This is a genomic window from Myxococcus sp. AS-1-15, from assembly GCF_020037055.1.
GTDB classification, from domain to species: Bacteria; Myxococcota; Myxococcia; order Myxococcales; family Myxococcaceae; genus Myxococcus; species Myxococcus fulvus.
The window spans coordinates 350,625-370,222 of record NZ_JAIQDF010000007.1; the positions used below are offsets into that span (position 1 = coordinate 350,625).

Below are 19,598 nucleotides of genomic sequence, written 5' to 3' on the forward strand. Positions count from 1 at the left end.
CCGTCGATGCCATTCATCTCGATACACGGGTTGGACTCCAGAACAGGACAGCGAGCCATGATGAAGCCCTTGGGTGCCCTTCTCCTCCCGTTGGGCCTGCTGGTGGGCTGCGCGCCGTCGATGGCCGACGAGGCCGAGCCATCCAGTGAGAGCCTGGAGGTGGCGGCGCTCAGCCGTCGTGAGTGGGCGCCCTGTGGCTTCACGCCCCGCAGGCTGAGGAATCTCGGCTCGGCGCGCGTCTACGCCTACGACCTCGTCCACGGGGATGGCGTTCTCTTCTTCGCCGCGAGCGATGGCGTCCATGGCACCGAGCTCTGGATGAGCAGCGGTACCGAGGGCGCGGGCACGGTGATCGTGCGAGACATCGCGCGAGGGCTGGAGAGCTCGGGGCCCACGGAGCTCACGATGGTGGGGGACCGGCTCTTCTTCGTCGCGGATGACGACGTGCGAGGCCGCGCCTTGTGGACGAGCGATGGCACCGAGGCGGGCACCGTCCTGGTGAAGCGGGTGCTCCCCATCGACGCAAGCTTCGGTGAGGGCCAGACGTTGGTGGCCTACAAGAACCGGCTCTACTTCTCCTCGGTCGTTCCAGATGGCACGGATGGGTACGAGTTGTGGACGAGCGATGGCACCGAGGCGGGCACCTATCGCGTGAAGGACATCGCTCCCGGACAGGCGAGCTCCTTCCCGCGCCGTTTCATCGTCCACGACGGATCTCTCTTCTTCGTCATCAGCATGGGGGATGAGAACTGGCTGGTACGCAGCGACGGCGGAACAAGCATCATTCCGATGCTCAAGGTCCACGACGGCACGCTCACGGAGGACACGCTCATCTTTCGCATGAAGTCGGTAGGCAGGAAGCTCTTCTTCCTGGTGGACTTCAACGACGGCGGGGCTCACCTCTACGTCACCGAGGGCACGGCTTCGAGCACGCGCAACCTCCGCTTCTTCCCAGGGAGAGTTCCCCACGACCTGGTGGCGCTTCACGGCAAGCTGTACTTCAGCGCGGGCTCGGGCCTGCCCGAGGGTGAGGAGCTCTGGGTCAGCGACGGCACGACAGAGGGCACGCGGCGGGTGAAAGACGTGCGCCCGGGTGCAGTTGGGTCGGAGCCCACCGCCCTGGCGGTCGCCGGAGGGAGGCTCTATTTCGCCGCGGATGATGGCGCGCACGGGCGCGAGTTGTGGATGAGCGACGGCACGGCCTCCGGCACGAGGCTGTTCAAGGACATCGTGCCCGGAGCCCAGGGGGCCGCTCCCGCGAGCGTGACGGCCCTTCAGGACTGGCTGTTCTTCAGCGCGACGACGCCAGGACGTGGGGCCGAACCCTGGGTGAGTGACGGCACGACCTCTGGCACGCGGGCGCTCGACGAGGTCGCGCCAGGCCCGGCCTCCTCCTCCCCCCGCGACTTCATCCGCTCTGGCTGGGACGTGTTCTTCACCGCGGAGCAAAGCACCGGGCGCGAGTTGCATGCCCTGCCCTTCCGTCCCGACGCCCGCTGCACGAAGAAGCGCTAGCGCGAGGTAGCCCGCGCGCTCCCCTCGGTCCGAGTGGCAGACAGCCACAGCCGCGTCGCGACGGGTGTGCCTGACCGAGCTTCGCTCGCCGCGTCGGGAACGCTTGAGGCACGCACACAAGGAAGGTGGGTTCCTGTGGCGACACGGAGCGGAGCGCATCGCTCCTGCTCCGCGCGGCGCAGGCCCCGCTCCAGTGCCTCCACACAGGCGGCGTCCTGGGCGAGCACCTCGGCCACGAGGGCTGGCTGAGCCCATAGCAGCGCGCGCCACTTCGAGCGGCGCAGCGCGCTCACCAGCCGCGCGTAGCTGGAGGAGGCCGACTCGATGGACTCGATCCCTCCTTCCAGTTGGCGGCGCAGTTCGTCGACGTTCGATGCGGGACTCCGCATTTCTTGAGCACGCTCGGCCATGGCGGACTCAGCGTACGCAATCCCTTGCGTGCACTTCCAGCGGTGCCAGGAGAATGCGCGCCTGCCGTGTGGACGCGAGGCGTCTATCGATGCGGTCGCTGTTGGCAGTGTGACCTGGCATCCCGGGTGTCGCGTCTGCGTTCAGCGGCAGCTCGGGTTGCCGCGCCTCGGCTTGTAGCTGGAGGAAGGGGTCTTCACGTCCTCCAGCACTTCGTTCCAGTCGAGTGTCTGGGTCTCGGCCAGGGTGGCTTCGTGCGGCATGGTCTCGCGGTACTGGCGCACACCCTCCACGCCCTCCGGAGGCCCGATGGGTTCGCCCACGCCGAGCTGCTTCGTCTCGCGGGTGAAGGCCAGCTTCAGCGTGTCCCTGTCGAGCGTCCAGGTGCCGTGCTTCTTGTAGTCGTCGACGAGGAACTCGAGCACCACGCGGCCGTCTGGGCAGAAGTGGTAGGTGTCCAGTGTGCTGGCGTACTCGTTCTCGAGGATGAGTCCCGCGGCGTCGGGTCGCCAGTCTCCGCTCGCGGTGGGCTTCGGCATCGCCGCGCGCAGGCGGTGCTGCAGGGTGGAGAGCTGGGCGCGCTTGTCGGGCACCGGGGCCTTCTTCAGTGCGGACAGCGCACCGGCTCGGGCCCAGCCGAGCAGCCGCGTCTCCGACTGGATGAGATACCACGTACCGTCCGTGGCCAGCAGGGTGACGGTGCTGCCCGCGCGCAGCTTCGCCACGGGCTCCGCGTCGTCCTGGCGCGTGCGCAGGAGCGAGAAGGAGGTGGCGACCTTCGATCTGGCGCCCGAGGCGTAGAGCTCTGGCAACACGACGATGGCCCCGAGCATCGCGCCGTCGTCGACGCTCACCTTCTTCCGGAGCTCCCGGGCGGAAACCCAGCCGAGCGCGTCTTCGGACTTGCGCGCGAGTCCCGCGAGGTACCAGCCGCCATCACGGTCCCCGGGGTCTGGTTTGAAGGCGTGCAGCGAGAGGGTTTTCTCGGGGCCGGCCAGGGTGACGACGTCCTTGCTGCCGGGCGTCTGCTGGAGCGACACCCACCCTGGAGGCGGGAGGTCGCGGCCCACGGCGTAGAGTTCCTGCGGCACCTCGGTGAAGCCCGGCTGCTTCGCGTCGTAGAGGTATTTGTCGCGGCGAGCCCAGCCGTCGGACATGGGGACGTCGCACAGGAGGATGCCATTGCCGGAGGCGCTCGGTACTCCGGGAGGCAGCGGCACTTCCCGGAGCGCCGTGCCCTCCTGGCGGAAGAGGCGGAAGCGTGACTCGCCGTGGACGAGCACCTCGCGCTGCTTGTCGCTGCTGTCGAGGTCCAGCACGGTGATGCCGCGCACTCCGGGCAGTTCGCCTTCGGTGACGGCAGTGCCCACGGTGAGCCGGAAGGCGCCGGGCTTCGTTACATCGAGCGTGAGGTGCTCGCGTGTGCCGTCACCATCCAGGTCCACGTCGGCCTTGTTCGTGGGTGAAGCAGTGAGCACGGCGGCGAGCACGAGGGCGCCTGCGTTGAGCATGCGGCGACTCTGATGCATTGCCGCCGCGACAGGCAAGGCAGCGACTGCGCTGACGCGGGCTGGGGCACTCCGGGGTGGTCAGTGCCTCGTCGTCCATCCTGACGGCCAATGCCACCTCTTGCGGTGACACCCCTACGCCGCTCTATCGCGCTGGCAATTCCCAGCACGCGCCAGACCGTACCCATCCGGTCTGTCATGACATTCGGTTGACTTCGCGCTCGTACGCGCCGACCGCCCTCAGTGCACCTCACCCAGATGGGCGTAGCTCTCGCTCTCTATCTGGATGGTGGTGTGGTCGATGCCGAACTTGTCGTACAGGTCGTGCTTCACGGCCGAGAGAATCTCGTCGTTGTTGCAGACCATCGGGTCCAGCACCACCAGGTGCGCGGACAGCGCGTACACGCCGCTGGAGATCGTCCACACGTGCAGGTCGTGCACCGCCGTGACGCCCGGCACGCGCAGCATCAGCTCGCGCACCTGCGGCATGTCCACGTGCGAGGGCACCGCCTCCATCAGCACGTCCACCGCGTCCCGCACCAGCCGCACCGCGCCCACCACGATGACCACCGAGATGACCGCGGAGATGATGGGGTCCACCACGAACCACCCCGTCAACGCCATGATGCCCGCGCCAATCAACACGCCCACCGAGGACAACGTGTCCCCCAGCACGTGAAGGAACGCGCCACGGACGTTCATCGAGTGTGTGCGATGCAAAAACCCCAACGCCCCCAGGTTCGCCACCAGACCCACCGTGGCCACCAACGCCATCGGCTTCACGTCCACCGGCTGCGGCGAGTGGAAGCGCTCCCAGGCCTCGTAGAGAATGAACCCGGTGATGCCCAGCAGCAGCACGCCGTTGAGCAGCGCGCTCAGGATCTCCATCCGGTAGTAGCCGTACGTCTTCTTCACGTCCGCCGGCTTGCCCGCGAACCACAGCGCCACCAGGCTCAGGGCCAGCGCGGACACGTCCGTCAACATGTGACCCGCGTCCGACATGAGGGCCAACGAGTGCGTCAGCCAGCCCCCCACCGCCTCCGCCAACGCGATGGTCGCCGTCAGCACCAACGCGAAGATGAGCCGCCGACGGTCCTTGCGCCGCTCCTCCGCCAGGCCCCCCCGCTTGGGACCGTGCCCATGGCCGTGCCCATGCCCATGGTGGTGATGCCCATGGCCGTGGTCATGCCCGTGGTCGTGGTCATGCCCATGCCCCGCCCCGCCGCGTGTGTGAGTGGAGGTAGTCACGGGAGAGAGAAGTGAGGATACAGCCGGGTCCTGGGGTAAGAGAGGGGAGAAACGCGATTCCGACGGCCCGGTCCCTCCCCGGAGCGCGGGGCCGGACGGAGGTAGGGATGGACTTCGAGAAGCACCAGAGCCTGCACACCATCATCATGCTGAGAGATGTCATCCGCAAGTGGTGGCAGATGGAGCTCTCCTTCGCGGATCGCCACGGCGTGGTGCACGAGTGGCAGCGGGGGGACATCTCCCCGCCTCCCAACCCGTTCTGTCGCATCGCCCTGTTCTCGAGGGAGGGCCTGCGCCGCTGCAGCCAGTCCGTGCGCGTGCTCCACGAGAAGTTCCGCGGGAACAAGAAGCTGCGCCGCTCGCTCTTCCACGACTGCCACCTCAACTTCAGCATCGTGGGCGCCCCGCTCTACGTCGACAACGAGTACGCCGGCTGCCTCTTCGTCGAGGGCTTCTCCCGCCAGATGCTCAACGCGCGTGAGGTGGAGGTGCTGCGCTCACGCCTGCTCCAGTTCGCCCCGCCCTTCTCCGACCTGGACCGCGCCGATGAGCGCGTCCCCGTGCTCGACGGCGCGGAGCTGGCGAAGCTGTCCGACCTGCTCGAGTTCGCCGCGCTGGAGATCGCCAACCACGAGTCGGAGCTCGCCCGGCGCGAGGAGCAGCTGCCCCCGCCATCCCCCGAGGTGCAGGAGCGCTACCGGTTCGAGAAGATCATCGGCCGCTCCGGGCCGATGATGGAGGTCTTCCGGTTGATGGAGAAGGTGGCCAACTCCGACTCCACCGTGCTCATCAACGGCGAGTCGGGCACCGGCAAGGAGCTGGTCGCGCGCGCCATCCACCACAACGGCCCGCGCAAGGACCAGCCCTTCGTGGTGCAGAACTGCTCGGCCTTCAACGACAACCTGCTGGAGAGCGCCCTCTTCGGCCACACGCGCGGCGCCTTCACCGGCGCGCTGCGCGACAAGAAGGGCCTGTTCGAGGTCGCCGACGGCGGCACCTTCTTCCTCGACGAGGTGGGCGACATGTCCCCCGCCCTCCAGGTGAAGCTCCTGCGCGTGCTCCAGGAGGGCACCTTCCTCCCCGTGGGCGGCACGCACCACAAGGAGGTCAACGTCCGCGTCGTGGCCGCCACGCACAAGGACCTGGGCGAGCTGGTCAAGCGCGGCGAGTTCCGCGAGGACCTCTACTACCGCATCAACGTCATCCGCGTGCAGCTGCCCCCGCTGCGCGAGCGCCGCGATGACCTGCCCGTCCTCATCGACCACTTCCTGCGCAAGCACCACCGCGAGGGCCAGCGCACGCGAGGCCTGTCCCCGGAGGCGCTCGCCATCCTGGGCGCCTACGCGTGGCCGGGGAACATCCGCGAGCTGGAGAATGAGATCGAGCGGCTGCTCGTGCTCGGCGGAGACCTGGAGATGCTCCCCGCGGAGCTGCTCTCCAGCCGCATCCGCGACGCGGTGGTGCCTGGCGGTGGCCCCTTCATCCCGCCGCGCGCGCACGGCCGGCTGCACGAGGCGGTGGAGGCGCTGGAGCGGGAGATGATCCACCAGGGCCTCCTGCGCACGCGAAACAACAAGAGCCGGCTGGCGCGCGAGCTGGGCATCAGCCGCTCCAACCTCATCCTGAAGATCGCCCGCTACGGGCTGGACCGGGGCCTGCCCGAGGACGAAGAGGCCGAGGTGGAGGCATGAAGGCGGAGGCCGTCTACTTCCACCAGGACTACCTGCGCGTCCCCGACGGCGCCGACCTGTACTACCAGGTCACCGGCGACGGAGAGCCGGGCGTGGTGCTGTGCGACGGCCTGGGCTGTGACGGGTTCGCCTGGAAGTACCTGGCCCCGTACCTGTCGCGCCGCCACCGCGTGCTGCGCTGGCACTACCGCGGGCACGGCCGCTCGGGCATCCCCGAGGACCGCGAGCGCATCGGCATGCTCTACACCTGCGACGACCTGCAGCGGGTGATGGACGCGGCCGGGATGGAGAAGGCCGTGCTCTTCGGCCACTCCATGGGCGTGCAGGTGGCCCTGGAGTTCCACCGCCGCTACGCCAGCCGCGTCGCGGGGCTGGTGCTCATCTGCGGCAGCTACGGCAACCCGCTCGACACCTTCCATGACTCCAACGTGCTCAAGAAGCTCTTCCCCTCCCTGCGCCGGGTGGTGGAGCGCTTCCCCGAGCAATCCGCGCGCCTCATCCACGCGGCCCTGCGCACGGAGCTGGCGGTGCAGCTGGCCATCTCCCTGGAGATGAACCGCGAGCGCATCGCGCGAAACGACCTGGCCCCCTACTTCGAGCACCTGGCCCGCATGGACCCGGTGGTGTTCGTGCGCACGCTGGACTCGCTGTCCGAGCACAGCGCGTGGGACCACCTGCTCCACGTGGACGTGCCCTCGCTCGTGGTGGCCGGAGGTCGGGACAAGTTCACCCCGGGGTGGCTGTCGCGGAAGATGGCCTCCCGAATCCCCGAGGCCGAGCTGGTCCTCATCCCCGACGGCACCCACACCGCCCCCCTGGAGGCCCCGGGGCTGGTCGAGGTCCGCGTCGAGCGCTTCCTCCGGGAGCGGCTGGGCGGGCCCTCCGCTGCCCGGCCCCTCGCTCCGTCCGTCCGAGCCCCCACCGCGGGTTCCTGAGAGTGACGACGGGGTGACAAGGCCCCCCTGGGAGCCCCTGTCGGGAGGGGTGTGCCGGCCGTCCAGTCGCCCGGGGGCCGTCCGCGCTCATTGCAGGGGACGCACTCACGGCATATAAGCCCCCGCCTTCCGGGTTCCGGTGGGGTTCGGGAGACCTGTCTTTCTCGGGGCATCCCCCCCGCCCTTTCACCTCAGTTCGGTTCGTATGATTCCTCGCGAAAACATCCGTAACGTCGCCATCGTCGCCCACGTTGACCATGGCAAGACCACGCTCGTCGATCACCTGCTGCGGCAGGCGGGCACCTTCCGTAGCAACGAGCACGTCGCCGAACGGGTGATGGACTCCAACGACCTCGAGCGCGAGAAGGGCATCACCATTCTCGCGAAGAACACCGCGGTCTCCTACAAGGGCATGCAGATCAACATCATCGACACCCCGGGTCACGCCGACTTCGGTGGTGAGGTGGAGCGTGGTCTGCGCCTGGTCGATGGCGTCATCCTGCTGGTGGACGCCGCCGAAGGTCCCCTGCCCCAGACGCGCTTCGTGCTCAGCAAGGCGCTGGCGATGGGCCTGAAGACGGTGCTGGTCATCAACAAGATCGACCGTCAGGACGCCCGCGCCCCCGAGGTGCTGGACCAGGTCTACTCGCTCTACATCGACCTGGGCGCGGACGATAAGCAGCTCGAGATGCCCGTGCTGTACACGATTGCCCGTCAGGGGCAGGCGTCCACGAAGCTCGACGTCCCGGGCACGACGCTGGAGCCGCTGTACGACGCCATCATCAACCACATCCCGCCCCCGCCGGCCTCCCAGGAGACGACGCCGCAGCTGCTCGTGGCCAACCTGGACTACGACGACTATGTCGGCCGTCTCGCGGTGGGCCGCGTGCAGGCAGGTCGCTTCACGCCCAACATGCCCATCTCCGTCGTTCGCGAGGGGGGCAAGGTCGAGCCTGGCAAGATCGTCAAGCTGTACGGCTTCTCGGGCCTCAAGCGCGTCGAAATCCAGGACGCCGGCCCGGGTGAGATCGTCTCCATCGCGGGCATCGAGGACGTGTCCATCGGCGACACGTTCGGCGACCCGGAGAAGCCCGTGGCGCTGCCGCGCATCACCGTGGACGAGCCCACGATGATGATGATCTTCAAGGTCAACGACGGACCGCTGGCCGGCAAGGAAGGCAAGTTCGTCACGTCGCGCAACCTGCGCGAGCGCCTGTACCGCGAGGCCTACCGCAACGTGGCCGTGCGCGTGGAGGACACCGCGACGCCGGACGCGTTCCGCGTGGTGGGCCGCGGCGAGCTCGCGCTGGCCGTCATCATCGAGAACATGCGCCGTGAGGGTTACGAGCTGACGGCCTCCAACCCGGAGCCCATCACCAAGACCGTGGACGGCGTGCTGCACGAGCCCATGGAGCTGGTGTTCTGCGACGTGCCGGAGACGAGCGTCGGCTCGGTGACGGAGCGCATGGGCACGCGCAAGGGCCGCATGACGGACATGGGGCAGCTGGGCTCGGGGCGCACCCGCCTCCAGTTCCGCATCCCCGCGCGTGGCCTCATCGGCTTCCGCTCGGAGTTCCTCACGATCACGCGCGGTGAGGGCATCATGAGCAGCCAGTTCGACGGCTTCGAGCCGTGGTTCGGCTACATCGCGAAGCGCCAGAACGGCGCCATGGTCTCCGACCGCCTGGGCGACACGGTGCCGTACGCGCTGTTCAGCATCCAGGAGCGCGGTCAGCTCTTCGTGGGCGCGGGCACCACCGTGTACGAGGGGATGATCATCGGCGAGCACTCGCACCCGTCCGAGCTGAACGTGAACTGCTGCCGCGAGAAGAAGCTCACCAACATCCGCGCCGCCGGCCGCGACGAGAACGTCATCCTCGTCCCGCCGCGCGAGATGGGGCTGGAGAAGGCCCTGGAGTGGATCGCCGACGACGAGCTCGTCGAGGTGACGCCCAAGTCCGTGCGCATGCGCAAGAAGGCCCTCTCCGTGGGCGAGCGCTACCGCGCCGAGCGCGACCGCAAGCGCGAGGACCGCGCGGCCGAGGCCGAGTAGTCGCGCTGAGTTGATTTGATGCACGAGGGCCCGTTCCTTCCTGGGAGCGGGCCCTTCGTGTTTCCAGGGGCGGGCCTTCCGCCTCGAGGGGCATCGCCGGCCGCGGGCTCCGGGTGGCTTCCTGGTCCACGGCTTCGACCCACGAGGCACCGGGTCTCGCGGGGCCCGACTGGCCTGCTTCTCAGTCGGACGTGGCGCTGCACGAGGCATCCATGCCCGAAGGCGTCACCGGCTCAAGGTCCGGTGGGCCCAGCGAGGCCAACGTGCGGCGCACCACCGTCCAGGACTCGCCGGGGCCCAGCTCGCCCGAGGCGAAGGCTCGCTCGGGTGCGTCCTCGACCACCGCGAGCTCCTCCGCGTCCACGTAGAGCGGCGCGCCCCAGTGGAAGCCGGGTCTCGGCGGGAGGTGCCACGTGGCGCCATCGGAGAGGCGCGTGAGGACCAGCGTCCCTTGCGGCTCGCCTCTGCGTGTCTCCAGATGCAGCGCGTGACCTCCGCCCACGACGGCGGAGACCTCCGTGAGGAAGTCCTGCCGCGAGGCGCGCAGACGCCTCGGGCGCAGGTCCTCCGCGTGGTGCGCCAGCGGAGAGGTCATCAGGTCCATGCGCGTGAAGGCGTGGCGCTCGGCGTCGTAGCCGTGGCCCTCGAACCAGACCAGGTGCTCGCCATCCGTCCGGGGACAGGCCGCGCCGCCGCCCATCGAGGGCACCACGAGCGGTTGCGCGGGCTCCCCTTCCCTCCAGGACCACAGCGACGCGCGGCCCTCGTCCAACGCGCTGAAGAGCAGCGCGTCGCCGCCCACGGTCAGGTGCGCCGTCACGGTCCGGTCCGGCGCGCTCCATGCCTCCACGGGCCCGCCGTCGCCCTCCCAATGCGCGCTCCAGACCCGGCGACGCGTGGGGGTGCTCGCCATCCATCCAGGCCCCAGGACGGCCTCCAGGGGGCTCGAGCCCTCGGGCCGGGGCCACACCCGGAACGCCGCGTCCTCGAACAACACGCCGATGAGGCTTCGCGGACGCGTGCGCCCGTCGACGGCGTTGCCCTCGAACAGCGCCTGGTCCGTGCGCAGGTCCCGCAGCCGCAAGTCGCAGCCCTTCGCCCCATCGAGCACGCGGGCGAGGAACAGGACCTGCCCCAGCGAGAGGTTCTCGATTCTCAGCTCCAGCGCGGAGTCACGAACCTGGGAGTAGCCCAGCATCCGCGTCCCATCGCGAGCCGCGCCGAAGAGCGCGAAGTACCGGTGCCCCGAGCCCGGGTCCGGTGCCAGCTCCTGACAGCCCTCGCCACATGGCCGCCACGACGACGCGGGATGATGTTGGGGGCGCGGGTCCACCTCCAGGCCCTCACAGCCCGGGGACACCGGCAGGGACACGGGGAGCGGTCCTCCAGGCCGGGAGGGCGCGATGCGCGAGGACAGTCCCCACAGGACGCCCAGCACCCCGCACATCGACAACAGCACGAGCCCCCGCGTCGGCCAGCGCGGAGGCAGGGACCTTCCAGGGGACATGCCGGGACAACGACGGCCCCGGCGTTTCTTCCCGTGAAGCCCTCAGCCCACGCTCAGAACGTGTACTTCACCTTCGGGAAGATGGCGAAGGACGTGATGTTGGGGCCGATGACGTAGCGCGCCAGCAGGTCCGCGCCGACGGTGAAGTGGTCCATGCCCGTGGCGTACTCCAGCCCCACGCCCACGCCCGCGTTGGGCGAGCTGACGGCGCGGCCCGGATCGTTCTCGTCGGGGTCCACCGGCGCCGGGTCCATGCGCGTGTAGCCCGCGACCAGCTTGGGCGTCAGGTACAGCCGGTTCATCAGCGGCACGTGGTACGCGGCCGACACGTCCAGGAACTGCATGGTGAAGTTGTCGGACAGCGAGCACGTCTCCGTGCCCGGCAGGTAGCCCGCGAAGCAGTTCTGCGCGGACGAGCCCATGCCGAAGTGCGCGCCCAGGGAGATGCGCTCCGTCAGGTCGTAGCCGATGCCGAGCTGCAGGTAGGTCTGAGCGTTCGAGTACGCGTTCTCACCGCCCACGGTGAAGAACACGCCGACGTTGGTGTCGGTGTAGAAGCCGCGGCGCGGCTGGAACTCCACTCCCTCCGGCGGCGTGGCCGCGAGGGCCGGAGACGACAGCAAGGCGAGCGCGGCAACGAGCTGGGACTTCTTCACGGGTCCTCCCCACGCGGTGCCCCTCCGGTCCAACCGGAAGTGGCGACGGACGTTAATGACGCCCCCCTCGTTCCGGCAATGAGGGGCGGGAATGAAAATGGCGTGGACCGTTCCGTCCACGCCACTTGGAGGGACGGCGGAGCGCCGTCCCGGGCTTTACACCCGCGTGACTACCCCTCGCCCTCGGAGCCCGCCGGCGAGAACATCCACGGGTACGTCACCGCCACCACGCCGCCGCCCTTGGGCTCCGGGAACTTCCAGCGACGGATGCGGGAGATCATGCACTGCTCTGCGCGGGAGTTGCCCAGCGTCGACTCGGAGACCGTCGCGTCGGAGACCATGCCCGCCGGGTCGATGGTGAAGGCCACCGCCACCTTGCCCGCGAGGCTCGGGTCCTTGTTCAGCTCCGACTCGTAGCAGTACTTGATCTCGTTCTGGTGGCGCCGGATGACCTTGGCGATGACGTCCTTGTCCAGGCCGCCCACCACGGTCGTCTTGCCGGGGATGACCTTGGTGATGGACTTGCCGCGGCCGCCCAGGTCGATGCCGCCCGAGCCTCCCGCGCCGCGTCCCTCACCCTTGGTGCCCAGGCCGCCGATGCCCATGGCCGTGCCGCCACCGCCGGTGCCGGAGCCACGCGAACCCAGGCCCCCCACGCCCTGGGCGTCACCCATCGCCGCGCCGCCCTTGAGGCCGCCCAGCGCGTTGTTGAGGCCGGTGCCGAAGCCGCCGGGGCCGAACACGTCCGAGGCCCCGCCCTTCAGGCCCTTGAACGCGCCGAGCAGACCGACCTTGCCCACCACCTGGCGGTCCTTCTCCTTCTTCGTCTTGTCCACCACGGGCGTGCCGGGCTTGGACGGCGCGGCCTCGGCCTGCTTGGCCTCCTCCTTGCCGAACTTGCCCTCCTCGTCCTTCGCCTTCGCGCCCTCCTCCACGCCGGACAGCTGGAGCTTCTTCTGCTCGAGCTTCTTCTCCGGGGTGATGAGGAACTTCGCCACGCGCTGCTGGGACTCGAAGATGTCGTTCGCCGGCGCCTGCTCCGAGCGGGGCGTGAGCGCCATGGCCGCCACCACCGCCGCGCCCGCGAGCAGGCAGATGCTGACGATCTTGAAGAACGTGTAGTCGGCCTCCGCCAACGAGGTGGCGGCGATGGCCGGCGACGGCTTCACGTACCGGGCGACGAAGGCCACCGTGCCGAACGACACCTCGACGCGGTCATGCAGGCCCAGCTTGAAGACCTGCTCCTTGTCCTCGGGCGTGCCCGTGAGCAGCCCCGCGGCGCGCAGCGTGTCCTTCGACTTCACGTTGCCGCGCTCGGTGACGATGACGCCCGTGCCCTGCGGCGCGTGCACCTCCAGCACGTCACCGCGGCTGATGACCAGCTCGTGGCGCTTGCCCACCGTCGGCGCGAAGACGTGGAAGAAGTTCTTCTTGCCCTCGCCGATGGTGACGGGGACGCCGTCCTTGAAGTGCTGCACCTGCAACAGGGTGTCGCCCCACAGCATGGACACCTGGAGCACCTTCTCCCGCGCCGTGGGCATGGCCTCCGGCGGGAGCTGCTCCTGCAGGTGAGGCAGCACCGCGCGACGCGGGGCCGCCGCGACGGGAGGCGTGTCCACCCGGGGCGTGGGCCGCGCTTCCTCGTGCGCCATGGGCGGCGGAGGCGGAGGTCCCACGCGGTTGAGGCCGGGCGGAGCCACGCGCTCGGTGCGCAGGCCGCCGACGTTCGCCGAGGGAGCAGGACGCGGATTCGTGAAGACGAAGCCGCCTCGCGTGTTGCCGCCCGCCGCCGACGGAGGAGTGACCACCTCCGGCACCGTCCGGTTCACGGGCGGCGGAGTGGGCGTCCGCTGCGTCACAGAGCCCTGGAACGAGCCCTGGAAGCGCGGTCCCGCCACCTTCGCGCCCGCGGGTGCGAGACGCTCGGGTTCGTCGGAGCCTCCGAAGAGGACCTCCACCCGCGTGCCTCCCACGCGCAGCACATCCCCGGGTTTGAGCGCGGTGGGGATGACCAGCTTCTGGCCGCTCACCTCCGTGCCGCCCTCGCTGCCGAGGTCGATGGCCGTTACCGAACCATCCTTGTCCACCTTGAGCATCACGTGGAGATTGGAGACCCGCGGATCCTGAACCTTCACCGCCGCCTGGGCGCCCGACCCCACGATAACGCTCTCCGCCTCCGACACGGTTTCCACCGTGGAGCCATCAGGCTCCGTGATTCGAAGGGTCAAGCCGTTGTTCTTCGCCGCCGCCATGAAGTTCTTCCTTCTTCCCTTCCGCTCCCGAAAACGCCTGACCGCCGCCGCTAGAGGTTGTCGACGGACTTCTGTAGCTCCGGGTCGAAGTTCTCCCGGACCTTGATGAGACTCTGGAAGTCCGTCTTCTTGCGGTGGAGCACGTATGAGCCTTCCGGCTTCGTCAGCTCGCCCTCCACCGCGACATCGGTGAAGTCGATCACCGTCTTCTTCCGGAAGACCGTGCGGTCCTCCTCCTGGATGATCTTCACCGAGTCTTTTGACTGCTCCTGCGCCATCACCGCCGGCGCCGCGAGCAGGCCCATCATCGTCACCGTCGCTGCCAGTCGCCGCATCTCCAGACCTCCTCTTGCTTCCTCGGGTGTGACAGCGGGTTCCGAGTTGGGTACCCGCGACTCTTTGCACGAGGCGATCCACACCCAAGTCCCTGAATCCTATGGAACTCGCTCGCCGCCTTCCAAACCAGGGCCCGGAGGAAGGAAAAAACTTCCTCCCGGCCCTGTAGGGACTGCCGTCCTACGGAGCAGGCGCGGGCTTCGCGTCCTGCTGCGGCGGGGCCGTGGGCACGGGCGCGGGCGCCTGGGCGTCCGTTCCCTGCTGCACGGCGTTGGACGCGCCCGCGGGGGCCTGCTCGTCGGCGGGCGGCGTCGCTTCCGCGGCGTCGGTGCCCTCGGCGGGCGCGCCGTCGGCCGGTGCGCCTTCCGGAGCGTTCGCGTCCTGCGGCAGGCTGTTGAGCATGTTGCCCCCACCGCCGGTGGCCTCGTCCTTCTTGTCGCCCTCCGCGCCGGCCGTCGCGGCCTCGGGCGGCGGGGCCTTGAGCATGTTCGTGAGGCCCGTGACCTTGGCGGTGATCATCTGCCGGTCCTGTTCAGACGTGGACTCCAGCGTCTTGCAGCGGTCCAGGAAGCCGATGGCGCGCTCCCAGCCCGTGCGGTCGGAGGCATAGGCCCAGCCCGCGCCGCACACGGCCTCGGGCAGGTCCGCGCGGTTGGCGAGCACCTTCTCGAAGGTCTCACCCGCGGCGATGCCCTTCTTCGGGTCCTTGCCCTTCTGGCCATCCAGCGCCCACGCCAGTGACAGGCGCGCCTCGGCGGAGTCGGGCTCCAGCTCCGTGGCGCGGGTGAAGGCCTTCTCGGCGCCCGCGTAGTCACGGTAGCTGAGCGCCAGCGCGCCCAGGTTCACGTAGGCCGGCGCGTACCGGTCATCGAGCGACACGGCCTTCTGGAACTGGGCCAGCGCGCGCGAGCGCTCATCCAGCTTCAGGTAGACCATGCCCAGCAGGTTGTAGAGCGACGGGTCCTTCTCCGCGTGCTTGCGCGCGGTGCCGACGAGCAGCTCCGCCTGCCGGTACTTCTCCCGCGCGTAGGCCACGTAGGCCAGGTTCTTGTACGCGCCGGGGTGGTCCTTGTTGCGCTCGAGCACGCGGCGCGCGGTGGCCTCGGACTCGTCCAGCTTGCCCAGGTGCCGGTACGTCGCGGACAGCCCGTTGAGCAGCGACGCGTCGTACGCGCGGCCCGGCGTCTTCAAGGCCTTCTCGAACAGCGCAATCGCGTCATCGCCCCGCTCCTGCGCGCGGTACACGCCCGCCAGGTTGACGACGGACGGCGTGTGGGCCGGGTCCAGCAGCAGGACCTTCTCGTAGGCGGTGCGCGCGTCGTCGACGCGGCCCTGCCGCTCGGCGATGACGCCCAGGTTGAACTGGGCGTTGAGCGTCTGCGGCGACATCACCAGCACCTTCTCGAAGCCCTGGCGCGCGGCGTCCAGGTCACCGGCCTCGTAGGACTTGATGGCCGCCGCGAACTGCTCGGCCATGGTGGACGTCTCCTTGGGCGCCGCGGGGGTCGCCTCCGGAGTCGTCGAGGGCGCGGCGGCCGTGGGCTTCTCCGGCAGCGCGCTGGTGGTGGTGGGCTTCGTCTGGGGGCCCGTCGCGCACGCGGCCGTGAAGGCCAGCGAGCCGACGACGAGCGAGCGGAACCATTTCATCGGCATCATTCCGGTGTGAGGCGTGAAGGCGTTCTTCGCGTCGCGGGTCATGGCCGCACCTCCTGGACCTGGGCGGTGGGTGCCTGCGTCCTGTCCTCCGGCAGGGGCGTCTTCGGCGCGCCCTCCACCGGCGGGAGCTGAATCGAGGGAGCGCCCGGCTCCGGCGTCACCGCGGGCGTGGCCGTCGCGCCCGAGGGGCCACCGGGCTCGCGCGCGAGCTCCGCCGCCGCGAGCGAGTCGTGCGTGCGGTAGCCCACCTTGCGCACCTGGGCGTAGGTGCCCGGGTGGTAGCGGTTGACCTGGTCCTGGGCGGCCAGCGTCCACGGGCTGTAGATGCCCAGCTCGTAGGCCTTCTCCAGCGCCTTCTCCAGCGCCTCGTTGGCCTTGTCCTCCAGGGGCAGCGCCAGGTTCTCCAGCTCCGAGCGGTACATGCCGAGCTGCTCCTCGTCGAGCCCCGTGGGGTCCGGCGAGTCCATGATGTTGCGCGCGAAGTCCGCGTACGCGAGGCCGATGCGCGTGAGCGCCGCGATGCCCCACTCACCCGAGCCCGTGGAGAGCACCGCGAGGTACTCCTTCTCCACGCGCTGGATCTCCCGCTGCTTGGCCGTCAAATCCCGTCGGATGGTGGCGACGCGCGAGAAGCGGATGTCCGTGTAGCGCTTCCACGCCGGCTCCAGCGCCAGGAAGCGCGCGTGGGCGTAGGCGTTGAGCGCCGCGTCCTCCTTGCGCGTGGCCTCGGGCAGCCGGCCCCAGGCGCGCACCAGCTCCGTCTGCACGCGCTCCTGCTCGCGCACGTTCTTGAGCTGCTGCCACGCGAGCAGCTCGTGGTAGCGCGCCAGGTACAGCTGCGAGGGCGTGGCGCGCGAGTCGCGGCCATAGCCGTCCGCGAAGGCGCCGAACGCGCGGGCCGCCTCGCTCCACTTGCGCTCCTTCTCCCAGACGAGCGCCGCGGAGTACGCCACCTGCGGCACGTCCTTGCGGTCGCGGAAGCGCGCGACGTAGGCGTTGTAGGCCGCCACGGCCTTCTGGGCCTCGCCGGCGCTCTCCCACCACACGCCCGCGTTGAACTGGGCATCCGCCACCCACGCGCCCGCCTCGGCCACCAGCGCCTTGCGCTCGGCGGCCTTCTGCGAGCGGCGCGAGTCCGCGTCCTCCTCCGCGCCCGGCGTGTCCCCCTTCTTCGCCACCGTCTTCGCGCGAGCGTCCTTGCCCTTCTTGCCCTCCGCATCGCCCGCCTTCAGCGCGGCGTCGTAGCTGGAGAGGAAGGACTCGGCCAGGGTCGCGGCCTTGCGGTAGTCGGCGACCTTCTCGTAGAGGCCCGCCAGCGTGTAGCGCGCCTTGAGCTCGAAGGGGCTGCGCGGGTACTCGGCCAGCACGCGCTCGCCCGCCTCGATGCCGCGGTCCAGCTCCCCCGCCTCCTGGGCGATGGACATGGCGTAGGTGAGGGCGCGGTCCGCGTTCTCCGACTTGGGGAACTCCTTGACGTACTTGAGGAACTCCTCGGCGGCCTTCTTCGGGTTCTTCTCCTGCTTGTAGACGACCTCGTCCACCCACTTGTAGTGGCTGCCCTCCACCACGCGGGCGACGCGGGCGGCGAACTCGGAGCCGGGCTTGGACAGCTTCTTGTTCTCGAGGAACTTGCGCGACAGCGTGGCCAGCTCCAGCCACTCCTGGCGGCTCTCCAGCACGTACATCGTCAGGTCCGCGGCGTCGCGCGAGCGGCGCTCCTCCGGGAACTTCTCGATGATTTCTCCGAAGCGCCGCGCCGCGTCCACGAAGTGGCTGCGGTCGTAGAGGATGACGGCGGCCTGGTAGCGCAGGTCGATTTCATCCTGCGTGCCCGGGTAGAGCTTCACGTAGACGTCGCACGCGGAGACCAGCCGCTCCTCGAACTTCGTGAGCGCCTCCTCCTGCTTCTCCTTCGCGTCGCGCTTGACGATCTTCTGGCGGGCGACGTCGCCCTTGTCCTTCTTCTCGTCGACCTTCTGGCCGTCCTTGAGGTCGCTCTTGGCCAGCTGGCCGCGCTCGATCTTCACCAGCTTGTCGTAGGCGAGGATGGCGTTGAACGCGGCGCTCTTGCGGTAGCTCTCGTTGGAGACCTCGCGCGCCGAGTCGCGGTCCGGAATCTGGAAGGCGACCACGGCGTCGTACTCGGCCGCGGCGGCCTGCCACTCCTCGAGCGCCCAGAGGATCTCCGCGTAGAAGAAGCGCAGGTTGAAGGCGGAGTCCGCCACGAACTCCGGGTTCGCGTTCGACGCGAAGGCGTCCACGTACTGCTTGTAGATGTCGCGCGCGAGCCGGTAGGTCTCCACCTGGCGCGTCTTCTGCGCCTCCTGGTGGTACTCCGTCACCATCACCCGCATCGCCTCTTCCGTGACGTTGAAGGCGTTGCGCAGCACGGGGGCCTTGCCCTCGTTGGACTTCCACCACTCGCCGCCCGGGCTGTAGAGGTCCACCATCCGCTTCATCTCCTTGCGGACCTGCTGGCGGTTCCTCAAGCCCTCGAAGGCGCGGACGATGGCCTGCTGGTACTCCGGCGCGTTGGCGCCCATGGGCTCGTCATCCACCAGCGTGCGGTACAGGAGGATGGCGCTGTCGAAGTGTCCCGCGTCCACCAGGCCCGCGGCCGTCTTCGCGAGCAGCCGTCCCTGGCGCTTCGCCGGCGCCTTCTCGCGGAAGTACGCGATGGCCTGCTTGGGCTGGTCCAGCTGGACGTAGAAGACCGTCAGGTCGTTGAGCGCCTCGGTGCGCAGGTCGCCAAGCTCAGGCTGCTTCGCGGCGTAGTCCACCACCTCGTGCAGCTTGGCCAGGCCCGCGTCGTAGTCGCCGGTGTTGTAGTCACACCAGGACAGCTTGTAGACGGCGTACGCGTAGATCTTCGGGACGCCGGAGTCGCGGGCCTTCTCGTAGTTGGCCTTGGCGGGGATGAGCTTGTTGGACTCGAAGTAGTGGTTGCCGAGCTGGATGTACGCGTCCGGCACGAACTGCGAGCGCGGGAACTCCTTGATGAGCTCCTCGTAGCGGGCCACGGCGTCGTCGCGGCGGCCCAGCTCGTAGAGGTTGTAGCCCATGGAGAAGAGGACCTCGTCGCGCTGCGGGTACTGCGGGTAGCCGCGCAGGATGTCCTCGTAGATGCCCATCGTCTCGGTGCGGTAGCGCTCGCTGTCGCGATGGTCCTGCTTGGGCGGCTCCGCCTTCTCGCCGCGAGCCACGGCCGCGTCGTACTTCTTCTCCTCCGCCAGGAAGCGGTCCATCTCCAGCTGGTAGAGGTACTTGGACTTCTCCCAGTACAGCTCCGACAGGCGGTAGAGCATCTCCGCCTTCTGCTGGTTGCCGTCCTGCAGCTTGGGGATGAGGCGCTTGAAGGCCTCAATCGCCTCGTCGCGCTTCTTGTCCGCCAGCGCGTTCTTTCGCGAGTCCGCGATGCGCGGGATGTCCGCGAACTTGGCCGTCGCGGGCTTCACGCGCGCGGGGCCCCGCCGCACGTCCTCGGGCGCGACGCCGGGCGGAGGCTGAGGTTTCTCCTCGGCCTTCTTCGCCTGGGCGCCCTTCCTGCCCTTGTCCGCACCGGGATTCTTCGACGCCGAAGCCGCGGGCTTCTTCGCCGCCTTGCGCGCCGGCGCTTCCGCCGCCTCCCCCACCCCGCTGGTGGCGAGCGCCACGCCCACCGCCAGCGCACCGAAACGAAGCACCACCTTCATGCGAGCTCCCGCCTGTGACGCCGCCCCGCCCCCCGAGCAGTCATTCACCCGGCGACGAGGGACGAACGAAAGTAGACGCGCCTACCCTGAATGAGAAGTGGTGTGGAACGGCTCTTGCGACGCAGGAAACACGAAGGGGAC

At 69.1% G+C, this 19,598-nt stretch carries 12 protein-coding genes; 4 read left to right on the plus strand and 8 right to left on the minus strand.

Going from position 1 to position 19,598, the window contains the following annotated elements:
• The first annotated feature begins 60 nt into the window (after positions 1–60).
• A complete protein-coding gene (locus tag K8625_RS21145) occupies positions 61–1,515 on the plus strand; it encodes an ELWxxDGT repeat protein (protein ID WP_223783753.1) in 1,455 nt (484 codons plus the stop codon).
• 551 nt (positions 1,516–2,066) lie between these two features.
• Here the strand turns inward: K8625_RS21145 and K8625_RS21150 are convergent.
• A complete protein-coding gene (locus tag K8625_RS21150; protein WP_223783724.1) occupies positions 2,067–3,434 on the minus strand; it encodes an SH3 domain-containing protein in 1,368 nt (455 codons plus the stop codon).
• 237 nt (positions 3,435–3,671) lie between these two features.
• The gene (locus tag K8625_RS21155) at positions 3,672–4,679 is read right to left on the minus strand and encodes a cation diffusion facilitator family transporter (protein WP_223747307.1); all 1,008 of its coding nucleotides are present in this window, start codon (positions 4,677–4,679) and stop codon (positions 3,672–3,674) included.
• Between the two features lie 107 nt (positions 4,680–4,786).
• On the opposite strand from K8625_RS21155, the gene K8625_RS21160 reads away from it, so the two are divergent.
• From K8625_RS21160 to typA, 3 genes are all read left to right on the plus strand, one after another.
• The gene (locus K8625_RS21160) at positions 4,787–6,370 is read left to right on the plus strand and encodes a sigma 54-interacting transcriptional regulator (protein WP_223747306.1); all 1,584 of its coding nucleotides are present in this window, start codon (positions 4,787–4,789) and stop codon (positions 6,368–6,370) included.
• Positions 6,367–7,305, plus strand: a complete 939-nt coding sequence (locus K8625_RS21165; RefSeq protein ID WP_223783725.1) for an alpha/beta fold hydrolase — start codon at positions 6,367–6,369, stop codon at positions 7,303–7,305. Before K8625_RS21160 ends, K8625_RS21165 begins: the two co-directional genes overlap by 4 nt.
• A gap of 205 nt (positions 7,306–7,510) precedes the next feature.
• Entirely contained in the window at positions 7,511–9,358 is a 1,848-nt protein-coding gene (typA, locus tag K8625_RS21170) for a translational GTPase TypA (RefSeq protein WP_223747304.1), read from the plus strand.
• A 181-nt stretch (positions 9,359–9,539) separates the two neighbouring features.
• On the opposite strand, the gene K8625_RS21175 is transcribed toward typA, so the two are convergent.
• From K8625_RS21175 to K8625_RS21200, 6 genes are all read right to left on the minus strand, one after another.
• On the minus strand, positions 9,540–10,865 hold the full coding sequence (locus tag K8625_RS21175; RefSeq protein WP_223783726.1) for a hypothetical protein: 1,326 nt from the start codon (positions 10,863–10,865) through the stop codon (positions 9,540–9,542).
• Between the two features lie 53 nt (positions 10,866–10,918).
• A complete protein-coding gene (gene cglE, locus K8625_RS21180; protein WP_141323891.1) occupies positions 10,919–11,521 on the minus strand; it encodes an adventurous gliding motility protein CglE in 603 nt (200 codons plus the stop codon).
• A gap of 170 nt (positions 11,522–11,691) precedes the next feature.
• Positions 11,692–13,773 (minus strand): TonB family protein, encoded by a 2,082-nt coding sequence (locus K8625_RS21185; RefSeq protein ID WP_223783727.1) that lies wholly within the window; start codon positions 13,771–13,773, stop codon positions 11,692–11,694.
• 50 nt (positions 13,774–13,823) lie between these two features.
• A complete protein-coding gene (locus K8625_RS21190; protein WP_063789782.1) occupies positions 13,824–14,108 on the minus strand; it encodes a hypothetical protein in 285 nt (94 codons plus the stop codon).
• A 181-nt stretch (positions 14,109–14,289) separates the two neighbouring features.
• The gene (locus tag K8625_RS21195) at positions 14,290–15,807 is read right to left on the minus strand and encodes a lipopolysaccharide assembly protein LapB (RefSeq protein ID WP_223747300.1); all 1,518 of its coding nucleotides are present in this window, start codon (positions 15,805–15,807) and stop codon (positions 14,290–14,292) included.
• Positions 15,804–19,457, minus strand: coding sequence for a tetratricopeptide repeat protein (locus tag K8625_RS21200; protein WP_223783728.1), 3,654 nt, complete (start codon positions 19,455–19,457; stop codon positions 15,804–15,806). Before K8625_RS21200 ends, K8625_RS21195 begins: the two co-directional genes overlap by 4 nt.
• Positions 19,458–19,598 lie beyond the last annotated feature (141 nt).

Bases quoted from the DNA above. Each gene is read 5' to 3' on its own strand.
- K8625_RS21195 (WP_223747300.1), bottom strand. From the start codon at position 15,807: ATGACCCGCGACGCGAAGAACGCCTTCACGCCTCACACCGGAATGATG.
- K8625_RS21175 (WP_223783726.1), bottom strand. From the start codon at position 10,865: ATGTCCCCTGGAAGGTCCCTGCCTCCGCGCTGGCCGACGCGGGGGCTC.
- K8625_RS21165 (WP_223783725.1), top strand. From the start codon at position 6,367: ATGAAGGCGGAGGCCGTCTACTTCCACCAGGACTACCTGCGCGTCCCC.
- K8625_RS21160 (WP_223747306.1), top strand. From the start codon at position 4,787: ATGGACTTCGAGAAGCACCAGAGCCTGCACACCATCATCATGCTGAGA.
- K8625_RS21150 (WP_223783724.1), bottom strand. From the start codon at position 3,434: ATGCTCAACGCAGGCGCCCTCGTGCTCGCCGCCGTGCTCACTGCTTCA.
- typA (WP_223747304.1), top strand. From the start codon at position 7,511: ATGATTCCTCGCGAAAACATCCGTAACGTCGCCATCGTCGCCCACGTT.
- K8625_RS21145 (WP_223783753.1), top strand. From the start codon at position 61: ATGAAGCCCTTGGGTGCCCTTCTCCTCCCGTTGGGCCTGCTGGTGGGC.
- K8625_RS21200 (WP_223783728.1), bottom strand. From the start codon at position 19,457: ATGAAGGTGGTGCTTCGTTTCGGTGCGCTGGCGGTGGGCGTGGCGCTC.
- K8625_RS21190 (WP_063789782.1), bottom strand. From the start codon at position 14,108: ATGCGGCGACTGGCAGCGACGGTGACGATGATGGGCCTGCTCGCGGCG.
- K8625_RS21185 (WP_223783727.1), bottom strand. From the start codon at position 13,773: ATGGCGGCGGCGAAGAACAACGGCTTGACCCTTCGAATCACGGAGCCT.